The organism is Pseudomonas fluorescens NCIMB 11764, from assembly GCF_000293885.2.
In the GTDB taxonomy this organism is placed as follows: Bacteria; Pseudomonadota; Gammaproteobacteria; order Pseudomonadales; family Pseudomonadaceae; genus Aquipseudomonas; species Aquipseudomonas fluorescens_B.
The window spans coordinates 2765910-2784907 of record NZ_CP010945.1 but is presented as its reverse complement, the minus strand read 5'-3'; the positions used below and the strand labels follow the sequence as shown (position 1 = coordinate 2784907).

Here is an 18998-nt window from a genome sequence, read left to right as displayed (position 1 = left end):
GTGATCAGCCCAGGTTGTCCTGAATCACGCTCAACACTTTGCGCGCCACGTCAGCCGGCGCCACGGTGTTGATGTTTTTCTCGACGGTGACCTGAACGGTATCGCCTACCTTGCTCAGGCGAACCTGATAACGCTCGGCACGGGCTTCTACTTCTTCCTTGCTCGGCGCACTGCCGAACAGGCCGCTGAAGAAACCAGGCTTTTCGTCTTTCTTCTCGGCTTTTTCAGACAGGTTGATGTAGTACAGGCCCAGGCTGCGGTTGATGTCTTCAACGCGCCATTCGCCCTGTTCCAGCGCACGACCGACGCTCGACCAGGCACGGTCCAGGTCGTTACCGACGTTCAGAACCGGGTTGCCGCTGCCGTCTTCGCTCAGGCTGACGCGACTTGGCGTATCGAAATCACGCGAAGCCAGCATGGAGACCGAACCGCCCTTCTCCGAGATGCGGCTCATGCTCGCGAGCATGTCGTCGACCAGTGCCGCGTCCAGGCCGGTGTTGACCGAACGGTTGGTGAAGGCTACGTCGGCGGTGCTGCCGGCAGGACGCTCGGCGCTTACCACGTAGACTTCACTGGTGTTGCGCTGCACGCCCGGCTCGATACGCACCCGCACACGGGTTTCGCTGTCAGCGCCGACACCGGCTGCGCTCAGGCGCTTGGCCATCGCTGCGGACAGTTCGTCGGAATGCTGCCAGGTGGTGGTGAATTCGCCGGTTTGCGGACGCTGTTCATCCAGACGGAAACCGTTGTCCTGGAAGAACTGCACAGCCACTGGCCAGACTTCGGCCGGCGGGTTCTGAGCGACGATCCAGCGCGAGTCACCGGTTTTCTGCAGCGAGTAGGCACTGGCGTCGGCAGCGGCGGACAGCGGCTGCGGACGCGGCACGATGTATTCACCCTTGATGGTGTCATCGGCCACGTTGCGCGGGATCGGCAGCAGCGGATCCAGGTGTTTGGAGGTGCTGACGTCCGGTGGCAATTGCATCGGTGCAGTCTGTTGCGCTTCCAGGTAATCGCTACCACGGTCACGGAAATAACCTTCCGGGCCCCAGACCCATCCACAGCCACTGGTGCTGGAGATAATCAAGGCAAGTGCGGAAAGTCCGGCCATTCGCTTCATGCGTTGTACTTCCTCAATTAAACCAGGACGCTGCACTGGCGCAGAGCCGTGCGGAGCGTTTCATGACAAGGTGCGCTCAGCCAGGTCAGCGGCAGGCGAATGCCTTCGTGCATCAGGCCCATTTCAACCAAAGCCCACTTCACCGGAATCGGGTTGGCTTCGATGAACAGGTCCTTGTGCAGCGGCATCAGTTTTTCGTTGATTGCCCGAGCGGTCTCGGCATCGCCCTTGAGCGCGGCCTCGCACAGATCGGCCATTTCGCGTGGAGCAACGTTGGCGGTGACGGAAATGTTGCCCTTGCCGCCCAGCAGGATCAGTTCGACGGCGGTCGGATCATCGCCGGACAGCACGATGAAGTCCTTGCTCACGCCATCGAGGATTGCCTTGGCGCGCTTCATGTCGCCGGTAGCTTCCTTGATACCGATGATGTTCGGCACGGTGGACAGGCGAATCACGGTCTCGGCCTGCATGTCGCAGGAGGTGCGGCCAGGAACGTTATAGAGAATCTGTGGGATGTCGACCGCTTCGGCAATGTGCTTGAAGTGCTGGTACAAACCTTCCTGAGTCGGTTTGTTGTAGTACGGAACGACCAGCAGGCAGGCGTCGGCACCGGCCTCTTTGGCATTACGGGTCAGTTCGACGGCTTCGCGGGTCGAATTGGCACCCGTACCGGCGATGACCGGAATACGGCCGTTGACCTGTTTGACCACGGCACGGATGACAGCGATGTGCTCGTTGACGTCGAGGGTCGCCGACTCGCCGGTAGTACCGACCGCGACAATGGCATGGGTGCCGTTTTCAAGGTGGAAGTCCACGAGTTTGCTGAGGCTGTCCCAGTCAAGACGCCCTTGTGCATCCATGGGTGTGACCAGTGCCACCATACTGCCCGCAATCATGAAACCGCTCCTGCCGGAAAAAGAGAGCCGTAATGGTACTGGCGCCAAGATGCTTGTACAAGCGAAGTACTGCGCTGCTGCCATTCCCCTTGGCGCTGCTTTTCGCTACCCTTCAGACTTTGATCGGTACTGACATGCTCGTACGCCGGGTTTCAGCCTCCATTTTCGGCATCACAAGCCCCGATCCAGCGTTGCCACCCTTCGCTCTTGCCTTGATAGAGCACGTTGCAACCTTCGGCCCGGGTTTTCTGAATTCGCATCCGCAGGCTCGCCCCCGGTAAAAAAAGCCCGTAGAAGTATCGACCGCTCATCGCTTTAGGAATGCTGCATGTCCACCCCCACAGTTCGCGAACAATTCCTTGTCATCAGTGCCCTCGGCGCCAACCCCATGGAGCTGACTAACGTCCTGTGCCGCGCCAGCCATGAAAACCGCTGCGCCGTGGTCACCTCTCGCCTGACCCGCCATGGCGAGTGCAGTGCGTTGATCCTCGAGATCTCCGGCAGCTGGGACGCCCTGGCGCGTCTCGAAGGCAGCTTGCCGACCCTCGCCAAGAAACACGCCTTCACGGTCAACGTGGTGCGCAGCGCGGCGCTGGAGAATCGTCCACAGGCCCTGCCGTACGTCGCCTACGTCAGCTCGGCGTACCGCTCGGACATCATCAACGAGCTGTGCCAGTTCTTCATGGACCACAACGTCGAGCTGGAAAACCTGACCTGTGACACGTATCAGGCGCCGCAAACCGGCGGCACCATGCTCAATGCCACGTTTACCGTGACCTTGCCGGCCGGTGTGCAGATCAGCTGGCTGCGCGATCAGTTCCTGGATTTCGCCGACGCGCTGAACCTGGATGCCCTGATCGAACCGTGGCGCCCACAAAACCCAATGTAAGGAAGCTTTCATGGCCGTTGCCATCGACCAACCGGTTGCCGACTTCGAAGCCCCCGCCACCAGCGGGCAGACCGTCAGTCTCGCGAGCCTCAAAGGCAAGCAAGTGGTCATCTACTTCTATCCGAAGGACAGCACGCCGGGTTGCACGACCCAAGGCCAGGGCTTTCGTGATCAGCTTGACGCCTTTAAAGCGGCCAACACCGAAGTCTTCGGCGTGTCGCGTGACAGCCTGAAATCTCACGAGAACTTCAAGGCCAAGCAAGCGTTCACCTTCGAGCTGATCAGCGACAAGGAAGAAGCGCTGTGCCAGCTGTTTGATGTGATCAAGCTGAAGAAGCTTTATGGCAAGGAATACATGGGTGTTGATCGCAGCACGTTCCTGATCGACAAGAATGGTGTGCTGCGTCAGGAATGGCGGGGCGTGAAGGTGCCGGGGCATGTGGACGCTGTTCTGGCGGCGGCTCAGGCGCTGAACAAGGCCTAATTATCTGGCGCCTGTTCTGGCGCTTTCGCGAGCAAACCCGCTCCCACATTCGATCGCATTCTTACAGGAAGAACTCGGTTGAATGTGTGTGCGGGCTTGCTCCGGGCCGCGTTCCGACGAAGAGCCCCTTACCCTCACTGAAAAAATCAGGGTGATCCGTTAAAGCAGCGGCGCCACTACCGGTTCCTTGCGCGGCCAGGCATCCAGCACCGCCTTGAACAACGTCGCCAGCGGAATCGCGAAGAACACTCCCCAAAAGCCCCACAACCCGCCAAACAACAGTACCGCGCAAATGATCGCCACCGGATGCAGGTTGACCGCTTCCGAAAACAGCAGCGGCACCAGCACGTTGCCGTCCAGCACCTGGATGATTCCGTAAACCGCCATCAGATAGATGAACTGGTCGCTCCAGCCCCACTGGAACAACGCAATCAACAGTACCGGCACCGTCACGACTACCGCGCCGACGTAGGGCACCACGACCGACACACCCACCAACAGCGCCAGCAGCGCCGCGTAGTTGAGCCCCAGCACGACAAACCCGATGTAGGTCGCACCACCGCAGATAAAGATTTCGATGACCTTGCCGCGAATGTAGTTGGCGATCTGCCGGTTCATTTCATGAGCGACGCGAGTAATCAACGCGCGCTCGCGAGGCAGGTAACCGCGTACCCACTGGCCAATCATTTCCCGGTCCTTGAGGAAGAAGAACACCAGGATCGGCACCAATACCAGGTAGATCATGATGTTCACCAGCAGCGGTAGACTCGACAGCGAAAACGTCAGCGCCCACTGGCCGAACTTGCCGATCTCACCCCGTGCAACTTCGATGGCTTGCAGCACCTGTTCATCAGACACCAGGTGCGGGTAGCGTTCGGGCAGCAGCAATAACAACGATTGCCACTTGGCGAGCATGCCCGGCAGTTCATTGAACAGCGTGATCAGCTGATGCCAGAGCAACGGCACAACGATCACGATGAACACCAGCAAAACACCCATGAACAACGCAAACACCAGCCCCACGGCCACCCCGCCCGGCATGCGCAAGCGCTCAAGGGTCACCACCAGTCCCTGCATCAGATACGCCAACACCATACCGGCGAGCACTGGCGCGAGCATGCCGCCCAGCGTCAGGACGGCGGTAAACGCCAGAAACAGCAAAACCGCGAGCACCACGGCTTCTTCGTCGGAAAAATAGCGCTGAATCCAGTCGCGTAACACCTTGAACATCAAAAATCCCTTAGAAACGAATGCGCCAGGTTTCAGGCTTTCTTCAACCAATAGCGGTAAACGCCCGCTTCATCTTCTTCACGAAGCAGCGTATGACCGGCCAAACGGGCAAAGGTGCGAAAGTCACGCTGCGAGCCCGCATCGGTGGCGATCACCTTGAGCACCGCGCCGCTGGTCATGCGATTGAGTTCCAGCTTGGCCTTGAGCAACGGCAACGGACAATTCAGGCCGCTGGCGTCCAGTTCGGCGTCATGGTCTACAGCGTCGGTCATTGCATCACTCCGGGTCATGTGGTCGAGGGGCTTAGAATATCTGGTCCGAAGCGTACTGTCCGGCTACAGTAAGGTCTTTGTCGACTAAGGCTTTGTGCATGACTTTTTTGCGCCCTACCCTGCTGACGCTCGCTTGCCTGCTTGCCTCACCAGGCTTCGCCGACGACCTGCCGTCACTCGGGGACGCCAGTTCTGCCATTGTCTCGCCACAACAGGAATACCAGTTGGGCCGTGCCTGGCTGGCGCTGCTGCGCAGTCAGGTTTCCCAGCTCAACGATCCGCAGCTCAAGGATTACGTCGAATCCAGCGTCTACCGTCTGGTGGAGACAAGCCAGGTCAACGACCGCCGCCTGGAATTCATCCTGATCAACAGCCCGCAACTCAACGCCTTTGCGGCGCCGGGCGGGATTGTCGGGGTCAACGGCGGTTTGTTCCTTAATGCCCAGACCGAGGGTGAATACGCCTCGGTACTCGCTCACGAACTGGCTCACTTGTCGCAGCGCCACTTTGCACGTGGCGTCGAAGCGCAACAGCGCATGCAGGTGCCGATGATGGCTGCGCTACTGGCCGGCATCGTGATTGCCGCTGCCGGTGCGGGCGATGCCGGGATCGCGGCCATTGCGGGCACACAGGCGGCGGCGATTCAGGAACAGCGACGCTTTTCACGCCAGAACGAACAAGAGGCCGACCGCATCGGCATCCTTAACCTTGAAAAAGCCGGTTACGATCCACGCTCGATGCCAACCATGTTCGAGCGGCTGGCGCGCCAATACCGTTTCGACGCCAAGCCGCCGGAATTCCTGTTGACTCACCCGGTGACTGAATCGCGGATCGCCGACACCCGTAACCGCGCCGAACAAGCCAAACCGGGCGGTATTGAAGATTCCATGCGTTATCAACTGATTCGCGCGCGGGTCCAACTGATCTACGAGGAAACCCCAGGCCTGGGCGCCAAACGCTTTCGCGCCCAGCTGGATGAGAACCCGAAAAACGATGTCGCACGCTATGGCCTGGCCATCGCCCAGATCAAGGGTGGCCAACTGAATGAGGCACGTGAAAACCTCAAGTTGCTGCTGGCCAAGTCGCCGAACGAGATCATCTACAACCTGGCGCAGATCGATCTGGACATCACCAACAATCGCCTGCCGGATGCTCAGACCCGGGTCGACCGGATGCTGACTCAGTATCCGGGCAACTATCCGCTGAATCAGGTGCGCGTCGATTTATTGCTCAAGCAGAACCGTGCGCCCGAAGCGGAAAAGGCACTGGAAACCCTGCTCAAGAGCCGCCCGGATGATCCGGACGTCTGGTACATGGTGGCTGAAACCCGCGGCCTGTCAGGCAACATCATTGGCCTGCATCAGGCTCGCGCCGAGTACTTTGCACTGGTCGGCGACTACCGCCAGGCCATCCAGCAACTGGACTTCGCCAAGCGCAAGGCCGGAACCAACTTCCCACTGTCTTCGCGGATCGACGCTCGCCAACGGGAGCTGATGGAGCAGGAGCGGATGATCAAGGACATGATGGGCTGACGCTTTCAGCAGGCACAAAAAAACCGCCTCTTTCGAGGCGGTTTTTTATTCAGCCGACAACCGGTTTATTCAGCCAGTTTGAAGGTGATGAAGCTGGCGCGATTTTGACGCAGAACCCGCATCGACACCGAGCGGTTCTTCGGCAGCGCCTTGGCGATATCAGTGAACTCCTTGGTGGAACCAATCGCCTGATTGTTCAGGTGAGTGATAACGTCGCCCGGCTGCAAGCCAATCATGGAAGCAGGACCGTCCTGGACTTCCTTGATCACCACACCACCTTTGAGGTCGTAGGTTTTCTTCTGCTCGTCGGTCAGCTCGGCCACGGAAACACCCAGGCGATTGCTGCTGCGCTCAATACTGGATTTCGGCAATGCGTCCAGCTCTTTGCCTTCTTCCGGGATAGCGCCGACCGTCAGCTCGACATTCTTGCGCTTGCCTTCACGGATCACTTCCAGGTTGGCTTTCGAGCCAGCTTTCAGTGCGCCCACCAGGTGCGGCAGATCTGCTGACATGACGATCGGTTGATCGTTCATGCTCAGGATCACGTCGCCCACTTGCAGACCACCCTTGGCTGCCGGGCCATCGTCCTGGATCTGAGCCACCAGCGCACCGGCCGGTTTTTCAAGACCGAACGACTCGGCCAGATCCTTGTTCACTTCCTGAATGACAACGCCCAACCAGCCACGGCTGACTTTGCCGCCGCTTTTCAGCTGATTGGATACGTCCATGGCTACGTCGATAGGAATCGCGAACGACACGCCCATGAAGCCGCCGGAACGGGTGTAGATCTGTGAGTTGATCCCGACGACTTCGCCCGCCAGGTTGAACAGCGGTCCACCGGAGTTGCCCGGGTTGATCGGCACGTCGGTCTGGATGAACGGCACATAATTTTCGTTCGGCAGACTGCGACCGACAGCGCTGACGATGCCCTGAGTCACGGTATGGTCGAAACCGAATGGCGAGCCGATTGCGACCACCCACTGGCCGGCCTTCAGGTCTTGGGATTTGCCAAGTTTGAGAACCGGCAGATCCTTGCCTTCGATTTTCAGCAAGGCCACGTCGGAACGTGGATCGGTGCCGACCAGCTTGGCTTTCAGCTCACTGCGGTCAGCCAGACGAACGAGAATTTCGTCGGCATCGGCGATCACATGATTGTTGGTAAGTATGTAGCCGTCAGACGAGATGATAAACCCCGAACCCAACGACTGGGCTTCGCGCTGGCGATCACCGCGAGGTGAACGCGACTGTGGTGGCATGCCACGCTCGAAGAATTCTCGCAACATCGGCGGCAAGCCTTCGAGGTCAGGCATCTGCTCGCTCACTTTGCGATCCGGCAGCTTCTGCGTGGTACTGATGTTCACCACAGCAGGCGAGGCCTGTTCGACCAGTTGCGTAAAATCAGGCAACTCGACTGCTTGAGCAGCGACCGCCTGACCGAGCACCAGTACAGTGGCAAAAATGGATAGGTAAGACTTCAAGCGTGGTATCGACATACGGCTCCCGTTACGACGAGCATGGTTAAGCGATATGGAGCAAGGAACACCGGGAACGATACGCCGGTATTTTTGTTCCGGGAACAACAAACAAGGCCAGAGCCGAGGGGCTCTGACCTATAAAAAATTATGGGGATATTTGCAAATTGAAATGCTCACCAAACATTTCGATATCAGCTCACTACTGGGTTGCAGTGGCATCACTGCGCATGGACAGCGCAATCCGTTCAGCGGTGCCAACAGGAATTTCTCCGACCACGGTAACCATCATATCGCCTTGGGGCGTTGTCAAGCGCCGGGATACGGCGACGGTCGGGCCCAACTGAGTGCGAGTATCTGTGACCTTTGCACCATTCAGTGGCTCAAGGAACACCGAGAAACGGGCCAGACCATCGTCATACATCAGACTATTGACCTGGTTTTTTGTCTCTGGATCCTTGCGCGAGGTACTGCTGGTCAGCTCGAAGCCTGCAGGCAGCCAATCCGAATGCCAGCTCTGGGCAACCTTGACCGCTGAAGCCTTGTCGCTGTCGAGAGCGACAGTTTTGCAATCACTGCCAGGCTGCAGATCACTGTCGGACGGAATACCAGAGGTATCCATCTGCGTGAACTGGAAGCGCTCCAGCAACTGCCCCTTGTCGTTCAGGAGCAACGATTTGAGCGGCAATCCGGTTTCTTTGTCCAGGTGCAGTTCAAAACCATACCGGTGCTGATCGCGCGGTTTCAGGGAAACGATTACCGCAGCACGCCCGGCAACACGCGACCTGCCGATGACGGCAAGGTCGTACCAATTCTTGAGCTTCTGTGGATCGAGAGCACGAGCAGCGGAATTGCGGGAGTCCCCAAGTCCTGCGATCAGGGTGCCGCTGACGCATTGAGTATGCCCATCAATGCGCACGACTTCCTGAGCAGAGCCATCAAGCTGGAGTATACGCTCGCGGACCTTGCCATCCTGGACGCGGTGCCAGATGTTGTGGGTAGAAAAACTACCGTTTCGCTCGTAGACAAAAGTACCGTGAAAGCTTTGCTGTTGCTCGGCCTGACCAAGACGGGTCAACCAGTCCTGGGCTTCATCGGCGTGGGCTGGAACAATGAACCAGCCACCGAGCAGAAGCGAAAGTAGAGGTATGGCGCGCATGATCCTCCTTAACGGTTTTCCAGGCTTGCTGCACGAGCGTAAGGCAGAGCGCTCTCAGTACCTTTCAGTGCAGCCTGTTGAGCATGTTGGCGCAAGTAGCCTGGCAAACGTTGATCGTGCCAGCCCGGCTGACCTTGCAAAACGCCGTTGGCCATAGGACCAGTGGCTTCCGAACTCTCATTATAGCCGGCCAATACAGCTGGACCCTTGACCTGAGGAACGGCCAGACTCGGTTGGCTGGAATGCTGAGCCAGCTCGACACCCGCGATCTCGTCCTGGTTGTACAGACGAACACCTGCCAATACGGCAACGGTGACGGATGCTGCAACTGCCAGACGACCCAGGCTGCGCCATGGACCACGGGAAGCTTTTGCCGGTACGGCTTCGTCAGCCAGCGCAGCGGAAACGGCCGCGGCGATATCCAGGCGTGGAAGCAGCAGATCCTTATGCATCACTGCCCGAGCGATCTGATAACGAGCCCATGTTTCACGGGTTTCAACATCGTCAAAGGCATTCAACACCCGACGCAATTCCAATTCGTCCGCTTCGTTATCCATCACTGCGGACAGCGATTCCTGCAGGGCTTCACGACTCATGGCGTTCCTCTCTTGGCTGTCGCCGCTGTCTCAGTTTTCCTGCAACAACGGCTGCAGGGCTTTATCGATGGCCTCCCGAGCGCGGAAAATCCGGGAGCGCACGGTACCCACCGGACATTGCATGACGCTCGCAATATCCTCGTAACTCAGACCATCGAATTCACGTAAAGTTAAAGCCGTACGCAAATCTTCTGGCAGTTGCTGAATGGTTCGATGGACGGTGCCTTCGATCTCATCCCGCAGCAATGCACGTTCTGGCGACTCGAGATCCTTGAGGCCATGATCGCCATCGTAGAACTCTGCATCCTCGGAACTGACATCACTATCCGGCGGCCGGCGGCCGCGTGAAACCAGATAGTTTTTCGCCGTGTTGATGGCGATGCGGTAAAGCCACGTATAAAACGCGCTGTCTCCGCGAAAATTTCCAAGTGCACGGTATGCCTTGATAAAGGCTTCCTGTGCCACATCCTGGGCTTCATGGGTGTCGTGCACGAAACGCACGATCAACCCGAGAATTTTGTGCTGGTATTTCAGCACTAGCAGATCGAAAGCTCGCTTGTCGCCGCGCTGAACGCGCTCGACGAGCTGCTGATCCTCTTCCTGGGTTAGCATGAACTCTCCTCGATAAGCTCGGAGGAAGCTTGCATAACTAAACGACCAGACTTGCAAACATAGACTCGGGCTTTTCGCAAAAGTTCTCCCCCTCCAAGCAAGTTTCCTGCGGGCTCTGATTGGCACGCACGAAAAGCGCAGCTCGAGCTAACCCGGCTGCGCGAATAATCTTGTCATCGGATTCGACAGCAAGGATCAATCCGCAATCCCACGCTGAAGCCGACACTGTCCCTTGATTCAGGCAACGGTCTATTGATCTTGGGCCTTTGGCAAAAGTTCCAAATATTTATAGCTGTGCCATACCGACATTGTGCAACCCTGAACGGAAAAAGACTGTTAAATCCACGATACAGTCTTCTTGTCGCCGAACGGGTCGAAAAACCATCCGACGAAACGTCAGGTCTTTTCTGTCACTGTAGTTTCACAATGCCATGTCAGCCCGGCTATTGTGCCGCTCCCCCCCTCTATATACTAGTGGGCTGTGTGGCCGCCTTGACTCCTCGTTCCAGTAGTCTGGCGCCAACCCCGACCCGGGTCGCTTTGAGCGGAATCCTGAAATGAGCCAACAGTTTCAACACGATGTTCTGGTCATTGGCAGCGGTGCAGCCGGTTTGAGTCTTGCGCTGACCTTGCCCGATCATTTGCGTATCGCCGTACTGAGCAAGGGCGACCTCGCCAATGGCTCGACATTCTGGGCCCAGGGCGGTGTCGCTGCCGTTCTGGACGACACCGATACCGTTGAGTCCCACGTCGATGACACCCTCAACGCTGGCGGCGGCCTGTGCCACGAAGATGCTGTGCGCTTTACCGTCGAGCACAGCAAAGAAGCCATTCAATGGCTGATCGATCAGGGCGTACCCTTTACCCGCGATGAGCAGTCCGGCACCGAGGACGGGGGGTTCGAGTTCCATCTGACCCGCGAAGGCGGTCACAGCCATCGGCGCATCATTCACGCCGCCGACGCCACGGGCGCAGCGATTTTCAAAACCCTGCTCGACAAAGCCAGACAACGTCCCAACATCGAACTGCTGGAACAGCGCGTCGCGATCGACTTGATCACCGAGAAACGCCTGGGCCTGGACGGCGACCGCTGCCTCGGCGCCTACGTGCTCAATCGCGGCACAGGCGAAGTCGACACCTACGGCGCACGCTTCGTGATCCTCGCGTCCGGCGGTGCCGCCAAGGTCTACCTCTATACCAGCAACCCCGACGGTGCCTGCGGCGATGGCATCGCCATGGCCTGGCGTTCGGGCTGCCGGGTGGCGAACCTGGAGTTCAACCAGTTCCACCCAACCTGCCTGTATCACCCACAGGCCAAAAGCTTCCTCATCACCGAGGCGTTGCGTGGTGAAGGCGCCCACCTGAAACTGCCCAACGGCGAACGTTTCATGCAGCGTTTCGACCCGCGCGCCGAGCTTGCCCCACGGGACATCGTCGCCCGGGCGATCGACCATGAGATGAAGCGGCTCGGTATCGACTGCGTCTATCTGGACATCAGTCATAAGCCCGAAGCCTTCATCAAGACGCACTTCCCAACGGTGTACGAACGCTGCCTCGAGTTTTCCATCGATATCACCAAGCAACCGATCCCGGTGGTTCCCGCGGCGCACTACACCTGCGGCGGCGTGATGGTCGATCAGCAAGGTCGCACCGACGTGCCGGGGCTGTATGCGATTGGCGAAACCAGTTTCACCGGCCTGCACGGCGCCAACCGCATGGCCAGCAACTCGCTGCTGGAATGCTTCGTTTACGCGCGCTCGGCGGCTGCAGACATTCTTGAACAATTGCCTCAGGTTTCGATTCCCGCCGCCCTGCCCGTCTGGGACGCGAGCCAGGTCACCGACTCGGATGAAGACGTGATCATTGCGCACAACTGGGATGAACTGCGGCGATTCATGTGGGACTACGTTGGCATCGTGCGCACCAACAAGCGCCTGCAAAGGGCGCAGCACCGCGTGCAGTTGTTGCTGGATGAAATCGACGAGTTCTACAGCAACTACAAGGTCAGCCGGGATTTGATCGAATTGCGTAACCTGGCCCAGGTCGCCGAGTTGATGATTCTGTCAGCCATGGAGCGCAAGGAAAGTCGCGGCCTGCATTACACCCTCGACTACCCGAACATGCTGCCGGTTGCGCTGGACACTATTCTGGTGCCACCCACCTACGCCGACTGAACGTAAGCCGGACCCGCAGGCGTCGGTGCAGATCCGCCGCCTGCGAATCCCGTGGCACGCAAATCGACCGGATCCGCCGCTCGCCCCGCAAACGAAAACGCAACACCACGACCAACGGCAACGCCAGGCTGTCCCGCCGCAGTTGAATCACATGCCAACCGGCCGCCTCATTCCACAGCTGCCAGCCATCGGCATCGCGACGCAAGCCGCTGAACGCCTGCGGATGTGTCAGCAAAATCTGTCTTGGCAATGCCCAAATACCATGCGCCAGGCAGCAAAAAGCGCCGAGCAAACTGGCCCAGACCGGTATGGAAAGCAAAAACAGCGAACCCAGTGCGAAGAACTGGGCCAACAGATACGCCGCCAGCAACTGCCGTGAGGCATGCCAGCGGCATTCGAACCCATTACTTGGGCTGGACACGATCCAGGATCATGCGAACCATGCGCTGAAGCTCCGGGTCTTCCGATTCGGCGCGTTCCATGAACCAGCCGAACATGTCCTGATCTTCGCATTCGAGCAGCTTGCGGTAGCAATCGCGGTCGACATCATTGAGGTGCGGGTAGACCTCTTTCACGAACGGCACCAGCAACACGTCAAGTTCAAGCATGCCGCGGCGGCTGTGCCAGTAGAGGCGATTCAGTTCAACATCTTCGACCATGGAGCGCTCCTCAAATAGGCGGCAAGTATACAGCCCCGGACACCATCGAACAGTCGGCTTTGGTCGGGCACTGCCGAGCTTTTGTGAACTACCCATTTCATGGGCGCCCCCTTATGATGTCCCCCAGACTCTTTTACCCTGCGATATCCCATGGCCGATTCTGCTTTTTTCTGCACCCTGTCTCACGAAGGCGTTCTCGCGGTCCGCGGCGCGGATGCCGGTAAATTTCTGCAAGGCCAACTGACCTGCAATCTCAACTACCTGAGCGACACCCAGGCCAGCCTCGGCGCCCGCTGCACCCAGAAAGGCCGGATGCAGTCGAGTTTCCGCATCCTGCTGCAGGGCGACGGCGTGCTCATGGCCATGGCCAGCGAGCTGCTGGAGCCGCAATTGGCGGACCTGAAAAAGTACGCGGTGTTCTCCAAATCCAAATTGACGGATGAAAGCGCCGCGTGGGTCCGCTTCGGCATCGACCATGGCGATGCTGCATTGACCAATCTGGGTCTGGAACTGCCGGCAGACACCGACAGCGTCGCGCGTAATGACGGGCTGATCGCCGTCCGCGTTTCGCCAGACCGTGCAGAACTCTGGATTACCGCCGATCAGGCCGATGCCATCAAAAGCCGGTTATCCGCCCTGTTGACCGAAGGCGCTCTCAACGAATGGCTGCTGGGCCAGATCCGCGCAGGGATCGGCCAGGTCATGCCGAGCACCCGCGAGCTGTTCATTCCGCAGATGCTCAATCTGCAAGCCATCGGTGGCGTGAGCTTCAAAAAGGGTTGCTATACCGGCCAGGAAATCGTCGCGCGGATGCAGTACCTGGGCAAACTCAAGCGTCGCTTGTATCGCCTGAAGCTGGACGCCAGTGATTTGCCTGAGCCCGGTACGCAACTGTTCTCCCCGACCCACGGCAGTTCCATCGGCGAAGTGGTGCTCGCCGCACACACCGGACAAGACATTGAACTCCTGGCCGTGCTGCAAGCCGAAGCAGCAGAAAGCGGTGATGTTCACCTCGGCACACTCGAAGGGCCTGCCCTGCATTTGCTCGACCTGCCTTACGAACTGGATCGCGATCGTGAAATCCAGCGTTAACGGCAGCACTTGTCGCAACACCTAGAGAAAAGAAATGAGTGAGCTGGCGGATAAGGTCCAACAGGATTTGGTTGAGGCCATCGATAACGATGACCTGGTTCTGCCAACATTGCCGGAAGTGGCCCTGCAGATTCGCAAGGCCGCTGAAGACCCGGAAATCAGTGTCAGCACCCTGAGCAAAGTGATCGGTCGTGACACCGCGTTGTCGGCGCGCCTGATCAAAGTGGTCAACAGTCCACTCCTGCGCGCAACCCAGGAAGTCACTGACTTGCACACGGCCATTACGCGCCTGGGCGTCAACTACAGCAGCAACCTGGCCATTGGCCTGGTCATGGAGCAGATTTTCCACGCGCGTTCCGACGTGGTGGAAAAGAAGATGCGCGATGTCTGGCGCAAAAGCCTGGAAATCGCCGGCATCAGTTACGCGCTGTGCCGCAGCTACACGCAACTCAAACCTGATCAGGCGGCTCTCGGCGGGCTGGTGCATCAGATTGGCGTACTGCCGATCCTGACCTACGCCGAAGACCACTACGAACTGCTGTCGGACCCGGTCAGCCTCAACCATGTCATCGACCAGATTCACCCGTTGCTGGGCGACAAGCTACTGCGGGTCTGGGAGTTTCCGGAAATGCTGGTACAGGTGCCGGGGTTGTATCTGGACTTCAAGCGTGAGTCCGAGCGCGTCGACTATGTGGATCTGGTGCAGGTGGCCTGTTTGTATTGCCACAAGGACACCGACCATCCCATTGCCCGTATCGACCCGCTCAGCGTGCCGGCCTTCAAGAGGCTGGGGATCGATCCGGAGAACGAGGCGATGTGCAGGGATCTGGAAGAATCGCGGTCGATGTTTTATTGATTGTTGTGGCGAGAGGAGCTTACCCTGCGATAAAACTCACCCGCACCTTCAACCCCGCCTGTTCACCGTCGTGCAGGCTGATCTGCGCCAGGTGTGCGCGGCAAATCTCGCCGACAATCGCCAACCCCAACCCCGAGCCGGCGACTTGCTGGTTACGTCGATAGAAGCGTTCGAACACCCGGTCGCGTTCTTCCAGTGGAATCCCCGGTCCATCATCCTCGACCTCCAGCACCGCCGGCGCCGAGACCCGCAAGATCACATTGCCGCCGGAAGGCGTATGGGCCAAGGCGTTATCCACCAGATTGCTCAATAGCTCGTTCAGCAGCGTCGGCTCACCACGCAGCCATACCGGCTCGTCCGCCTCCAACGCCAGCGCCACACCGCGGGCATGGGCCAGCGGCGCCATGGCCATGCCGAGCTCGCGGGCCAGCTGACTCAAGTCCAGCAACTGCGCGCCGCCCTCGGCGATCGCCCGCGCACCGTTCTCGACTCGCGCCAACGAGAGCAACTGATTGGCCAGATGGGTCAAGCGGTCCGTGCTTTGGGCCGCCGTTTCCAATGTGTTGCGCCAGGTCTCGGGTTCGGTCGAGCGCAGGCCCAGCTCAAGCCGGGCCTTGAGCGCCGCCAGTGGCGTGCGCAGTTCGTGGGCGGCATCGGCGATGAATTGCGCCTGTCGCTCGAACTGCCCACGCAGACGTTCGGTAAAGTGATTGAGCGCACGCACCAGCGGCCACAATTCGTGCTGCACTTCCACCAACGGCAGCGGCCGCAGATCGTCGGACTGACGCTCTTCCACCGCCGTGCGCAAACGCTCCAATGGACGCAACGCCGCACTGACCGCAAACCACACCATCAGCAATGCGCCGACCGCCAGCATGCCCAATCGCAGCAACGTGTCTGCTGCCAGGCTACGGGCCATGCTGACGCGCGCTTCATCGGTTTCCGCCACGCGGATTTCCGCCATGCCGTTCATGTTCGGCTCGCTCACGGGTTTGAGCAGGCTCACCACCCGCACGTTCTGCCCCTGATACGTTGCATTGTAGAAACGTGCGAGCGCCGGATAGTCATCGGTGCGCGGCGTTCCCGGCGGCGGTGGCGGCAGGTTTTCGTAACCGGAGATCAACTTCTGATTGATGTCATGGACCAGATAGAAAATCCTCCCGGCGCTGTCGTAGGCGAAGGTATCGAGGGCAACGTAAGGCACATCGGCGCTCAGGCTGCCATCGCGCTGGGACACCCCGGCGGCGATGGTGCGTGCCGAAGCCAGCAAGGTCCGGTCGTACGCGGTGTCGGCAGCCTCGCGCCCGTTCCAGTACGCGCTCAAACCACTGGCCAGCATCAACACCACCAGCAACAGCGCCAGATTCCACAACAACCGCCAGCGCAGGCTGCTGGGCTTATGCATCGCGGCTTTCCAGCAAATAGCCGAGCCCGCGGAAGGTCACGATAGCGACCGGTTGGCCGTCGAGTTTCTTGCGCAAGCGGTGGACGTAGATTTCGATGGCGTCGGGACTCGCCTCTTCATCGAGACCGAATACCTGGGCAGCCAGTTGCTCCTTGCTCATCACCCGACCGGGACGCGCTATCAGCGCTTCGAGCACCGCCTGTTCGCGAGAGGTCAGGGTCAGCAATTCTTCGCCAAGGGTGAAGCGCCGGGTGTCCAGATCGTAAGCCAGTACGCCGCAGGTCTGCTGGCGCTCGCCGCCGAGCACGCTGCGGCGCAGCAAGGCTTTGACCCGGGCTTCCAGTTCGGTGAGTTCGAAAGGCTTGGCCAGGTAGTCGTCAGCGCCAAGGTTCAAGCCATGGACCCGGTCCTTGACGTCGCTGCGCGCGGTCAACATCAGCACCGGCAGGTTCTTGCCCCGGGCCCGCAGGCGAGCCAGCACTTCGAAACCATCCATGCGCGGCAGGCCGACGTCGAGGATCGCCATCGCGTATTCCTCGCTACTCAAGGCCAGGTCGGCAGCCACTCCGTCATGCAGCACATCCACGGTCAGCCCGGTGCTCTTGAGCGCCTGGGCGACACTCTCGGCGAGTTGCAGATGGTCTTCGACGAGCAGAACACGCATGGATCTTTACCTCATTCAGGGATGTTCGACGCCATTCTTTGGCGCGGAGTTTACAGCCGCATCCGCCGCTGTGAAGCCCGAAAACCGTGAAAGCCCATTGAAAGGTTAGTGAAAGGTTCGACCGTTACAGTCGGCCCACGAATGGTTTCAACTACAAACCATCGACCGTGCTTTGAAATGTAGCTCCCGAAAAACGCCTTGATGCGTTTTCGCCAATAAGAACAATAACGAGGTACGTCGCCATGCTGTCCACACAGCTCCAGGTTTTCCCGCCGCGCCCCTTTTCTCGCTTCCCATCGTTTACGCTCGTCAGCGCCGTTTCCGGCTGCGCGACGCGAAACCGCTGCATCTGAAACATCCCCAAAAACAACAACTCCCGTGGAGAAAACAATGAACCGATCACTGCGCCGTTTCGTCCTCGCCGCCAGCTGCATGCTGGTTGCCGGCCAACTGATGGCCGAGCCGAAACGCCCGGAATGCATCGCCCCGGCCTCGCCTGGCGGCGGTTTCGACCTGACCTGCAAACTGGCGCAGAGCGCGCTGGTCAACGAAAAGCTGCTGACCAAACCGATGCGCGTGACCTACATGCCCGGCGGTGTCGGCGCGGTGGCGTACAACGCGGTGGTCGCTCAGCGTCCGGCCGATGCCGGCACGCTCGTGGCGTGGTCCAGCGGTTCGTTGCTGAACCTGGCCCAGGGCAAGTTCGGTCGTTTCGATGAAACCAACGTGCGCTGGCTGGCCGCCGTCGGCACCAGCTATGGCGCCATCGCGGTGAAAAGCGATTCGCCCTACAAGACTCTGGATGATCTCGTTCAGGCCCTGAAGAAGGATCCGAGCAAAGTGGTGATCGGTTCCGGCGGCACCGTCGGCAGCCAGGACTGGATGCAAACCGCGCTGATCGCCAAGGCCGCCGGAATCAACCCGCGCGATCTGCGTTACGTCGCCCTCGAAGGCGGCGGTGAAATCGCCACCGCCCTGCTCGGCGGCCACATTCAGGTCGGCAGCACCGACATCTCCGACTCCATGCCTCACATCCTGAGCGGCGACATGCGCCTGCTGGCGGTGTTCGCCGAGAAACGCCTGGACGAGCCGGAAATGAAAGACATCCCGACCGCCAAGGAACAAGGCTACGACATCGTCTGGCCAGTGGTTCGCGGCTTCTACCTCGGGCCAAAAGTCAGCGATGAAGACTACGCCTGGTGGAAAGACTCCTTCGACAAACTGCTGGCGTCCCCCGAGTTCGCCAAGCTGCGCGATCAGCGTGAACTGTTCCCGTTCGCCATGACCGGCCCGGAACTGGACACCTACGTGAAGAAGCAGGTCGCGGACTACAAAGTGCTGGCCAAAGAGTTCGGCCTGATTCAGTGATCGCCTCTGTCTAGCGGCTGCGGCCCCCGTTCCGTGGGGCTGCGGCACAGGAGTTTCCTATGCTCTTACAACGCATTTTTGCGTCGGTGCTGTTGCTGGCCTGTGTCGGCCTGGCGCTGATGGCGTGGCCGTACCAAGCGCCTTTTTCCTACGAGCCTGTAGGGCCTCGAGCCTTTCCGCTGCTGATGCTCGGGCTGATGGGCATGGCCCTGTTGTACATGGTGTTCCGTCCCGCACCGATCAAGCACAACCCCGACGAACCGCCGATGGACCGCGAAACCCTGACCAAAATCGGCATCTGCGTGGTGCTGTTGCTGATATTCGCGGGCACTTTCGAACCGCTCGGTTTCATTGTCGCGAGCATCTTGATCGGCGTCCCCATGGCGCGCCTGTACGGCGGCCGCTGGCTGCCCAGCGCGATCATCATCAGCCTGATGGCGATCGGTCTTTACCTGCTGTTCGACAAGTTGATGGACGTACCGCTGCCGCTGGGCGTGCTCGACGTTCTGGAGAACTGA

The 18998-nt window shown here is 59.3% G+C and carries 21 protein-coding genes; 8 read left to right on the top strand and 13 right to left on the bottom strand.

Annotation, left to right across the window (positions count from 1 at the left end; all coding sequences use genetic code 11):
• Positions 1-4: 4 nt before the first annotated feature.
• Together bamC and dapA are read right to left on the bottom strand one after the other, a co-directional pair.
• A complete protein-coding gene (gene bamC, locus B723_RS12750; protein WP_017336976.1) occupies positions 5-1120 on the bottom strand; it encodes an outer membrane protein assembly factor BamC in 1116 nt (371 codons plus the stop codon).
• A 17-nt stretch (positions 1121-1137) separates the two neighbouring features.
• Positions 1138-2016, bottom strand: a complete 879-nt coding sequence (gene dapA, locus B723_RS12745) for a 4-hydroxy-tetrahydrodipicolinate synthase (protein ID WP_017336975.1) — start codon at positions 2014-2016, stop codon at positions 1138-1140.
• Positions 2017-2344: 328 nt separating this feature from the next.
• Here dapA and B723_RS12735 point away from each other — a divergent pair, with 328 nt between their 5' ends.
• Both B723_RS12735 and B723_RS12730 read left to right on the top strand, forming a co-directional pair.
• Complete coding sequence (locus tag B723_RS12735; protein WP_017336973.1) at positions 2345-2905, top strand: glycine cleavage system protein R; 561 nt, start codon at positions 2345-2347, stop codon at positions 2903-2905.
• A 10-nt stretch (positions 2906-2915) separates the two neighbouring features.
• Positions 2916-3389: a peroxiredoxin gene (locus B723_RS12730; RefSeq protein WP_008034924.1), complete on the top strand. Its 474-nt coding sequence runs from the start codon at positions 2916-2918 to the stop codon at positions 3387-3389.
• Positions 3390-3548: 159 nt separating this feature from the next.
• Here the strand turns inward: B723_RS12730 and B723_RS12725 are convergent, their stop codons facing one another.
• Together B723_RS12725 and B723_RS12720 are read right to left on the bottom strand one after the other, a co-directional pair.
• Positions 3549-4619 (bottom strand): AI-2E family transporter, encoded by a 1071-nt coding sequence (locus tag B723_RS12725; protein ID WP_017336972.1) that lies wholly within the window; start codon positions 4617-4619, stop codon positions 3549-3551.
• Between the two features lie 32 nt (positions 4620-4651).
• Positions 4652-4891 carry a sulfurtransferase TusA family protein gene (locus B723_RS12720; protein WP_017336971.1) on the bottom strand — a complete coding sequence of 80 codons (240 nt, stop codon included), beginning with the start codon at positions 4889-4891 and terminating at the stop codon, positions 4652-4654.
• A gap of 98 nt (positions 4892-4989) precedes the next feature.
• Here B723_RS12720 and B723_RS12715 point away from each other — a divergent pair, with 98 nt between their 5' ends.
• Positions 4990-6423: a M48 family metalloprotease gene (locus B723_RS12715; protein ID WP_017336970.1), complete on the top strand. Its 1434-nt coding sequence runs from the start codon at positions 4990-4992 to the stop codon at positions 6421-6423.
• A 65-nt stretch (positions 6424-6488) separates the two neighbouring features.
• Here B723_RS12715 and B723_RS12710 read toward each other — a convergent pair whose 3' ends face one another.
• From B723_RS12710 to rpoE, 4 genes are all read right to left on the bottom strand, one after another.
• A complete protein-coding gene (locus B723_RS12710; RefSeq protein WP_017336969.1) occupies positions 6489-7916 on the bottom strand; it encodes a DegQ family serine endoprotease in 1428 nt (475 codons plus the stop codon).
• A gap of 181 nt (positions 7917-8097) precedes the next feature.
• Complete coding sequence (locus B723_RS12705) at positions 8098-9054, bottom strand: MucB/RseB C-terminal domain-containing protein (protein ID WP_017336968.1); 957 nt, start codon at positions 9052-9054, stop codon at positions 8098-8100.
• A gap of 8 nt (positions 9055-9062) precedes the next feature.
• On the bottom strand, positions 9063-9650 hold the full coding sequence (locus B723_RS12700) for a sigma-E factor negative regulatory protein (RefSeq protein ID WP_017336967.1): 588 nt from the start codon (positions 9648-9650) through the stop codon (positions 9063-9065).
• 30 nt (positions 9651-9680) lie between these two features.
• Complete coding sequence (rpoE, locus tag B723_RS12695; protein WP_003172477.1) at positions 9681-10262, bottom strand: RNA polymerase sigma factor RpoE; 582 nt, start codon at positions 10260-10262, stop codon at positions 9681-9683.
• Between the two features lie 557 nt (positions 10263-10819).
• Here rpoE and nadB point away from each other — a divergent pair.
• Positions 10820-12436, top strand: a complete 1617-nt coding sequence (gene nadB / locus B723_RS12690) for an L-aspartate oxidase (RefSeq protein ID WP_017336966.1) — start codon at positions 10820-10822, stop codon at positions 12434-12436.
• On the opposite strand, the gene B723_RS12685 is transcribed toward nadB, so the two are convergent.
• Positions 12405-12857 carry a protein YgfX gene (locus tag B723_RS12685; protein ID WP_017336965.1) on the bottom strand — a complete coding sequence of 151 codons (453 nt, stop codon included), beginning with the start codon at positions 12855-12857 and terminating at the stop codon, positions 12405-12407. The two genes, nadB and B723_RS12685, sit on opposite strands and share 32 nt — an antisense overlap.
• Positions 12841-13095 carry a succinate dehydrogenase assembly factor 2 gene (locus B723_RS12680; protein ID WP_007944081.1) on the bottom strand — a complete coding sequence of 85 codons (255 nt, stop codon included), beginning with the start codon at positions 13093-13095 and terminating at the stop codon, positions 12841-12843. Before B723_RS12680 ends, B723_RS12685 begins: the two co-directional genes overlap by 17 nt.
• A gap of 150 nt (positions 13096-13245) precedes the next feature.
• Here B723_RS12680 and B723_RS12675 point away from each other — a divergent pair, with 150 nt between their 5' ends.
• Both B723_RS12675 and B723_RS12670 read left to right on the top strand, forming a co-directional pair.
• Positions 13246-14187: a YgfZ/GcvT domain-containing protein gene (locus tag B723_RS12675; RefSeq protein WP_017336964.1), complete on the top strand. Its 942-nt coding sequence runs from the start codon at positions 13246-13248 to the stop codon at positions 14185-14187.
• Positions 14188-14221: 34 nt separating this feature from the next.
• Positions 14222-15043 (top strand): HDOD domain-containing protein, encoded by an 822-nt coding sequence (locus B723_RS12670; protein WP_017336963.1) that lies wholly within the window; start codon positions 14222-14224, stop codon positions 15041-15043.
• Positions 15044-15062: 19 nt separating this feature from the next.
• Here B723_RS12670 and B723_RS12665 read toward each other — a convergent pair whose 3' ends face one another.
• The 3 genes from B723_RS12665 to B723_RS12655 form a co-directional block, all read right to left on the bottom strand.
• Complete coding sequence (locus B723_RS12665; protein WP_017336962.1) at positions 15063-16448, bottom strand: sensor histidine kinase; 1386 nt, start codon at positions 16446-16448, stop codon at positions 15063-15065.
• A complete protein-coding gene (locus B723_RS12660; protein WP_017336961.1) occupies positions 16441-17112 on the bottom strand; it encodes a response regulator in 672 nt (223 codons plus the stop codon). The genes B723_RS12665 and B723_RS12660 overlap by 8 nt, the downstream gene beginning before the upstream one ends.
• A gap of 151 nt (positions 17113-17263) precedes the next feature.
• Positions 17264-17515 carry a hypothetical protein gene (locus B723_RS12655; RefSeq protein ID WP_144425225.1) on the bottom strand — a complete coding sequence of 84 codons (252 nt, stop codon included), beginning with the start codon at positions 17513-17515 and terminating at the stop codon, positions 17264-17266.
• Between B723_RS12655 and B723_RS12650 the strand changes: the two genes are divergently transcribed.
• Both B723_RS12650 and B723_RS12645 read left to right on the top strand, forming a co-directional pair.
• Positions 17503-18480, top strand: a complete 978-nt coding sequence (locus B723_RS12650) for a Bug family tripartite tricarboxylate transporter substrate binding protein (RefSeq protein WP_017336959.1) — start codon at positions 17503-17505, stop codon at positions 18478-18480. The genes B723_RS12655 and B723_RS12650 overlap by 13 nt on opposite strands.
• A 59-nt stretch (positions 18481-18539) precedes the next feature.
• Positions 18540-18998, top strand: a complete 459-nt coding sequence (locus B723_RS12645) for a tripartite tricarboxylate transporter TctB family protein (RefSeq protein ID WP_017336958.1) — start codon at positions 18540-18542, stop codon at positions 18996-18998.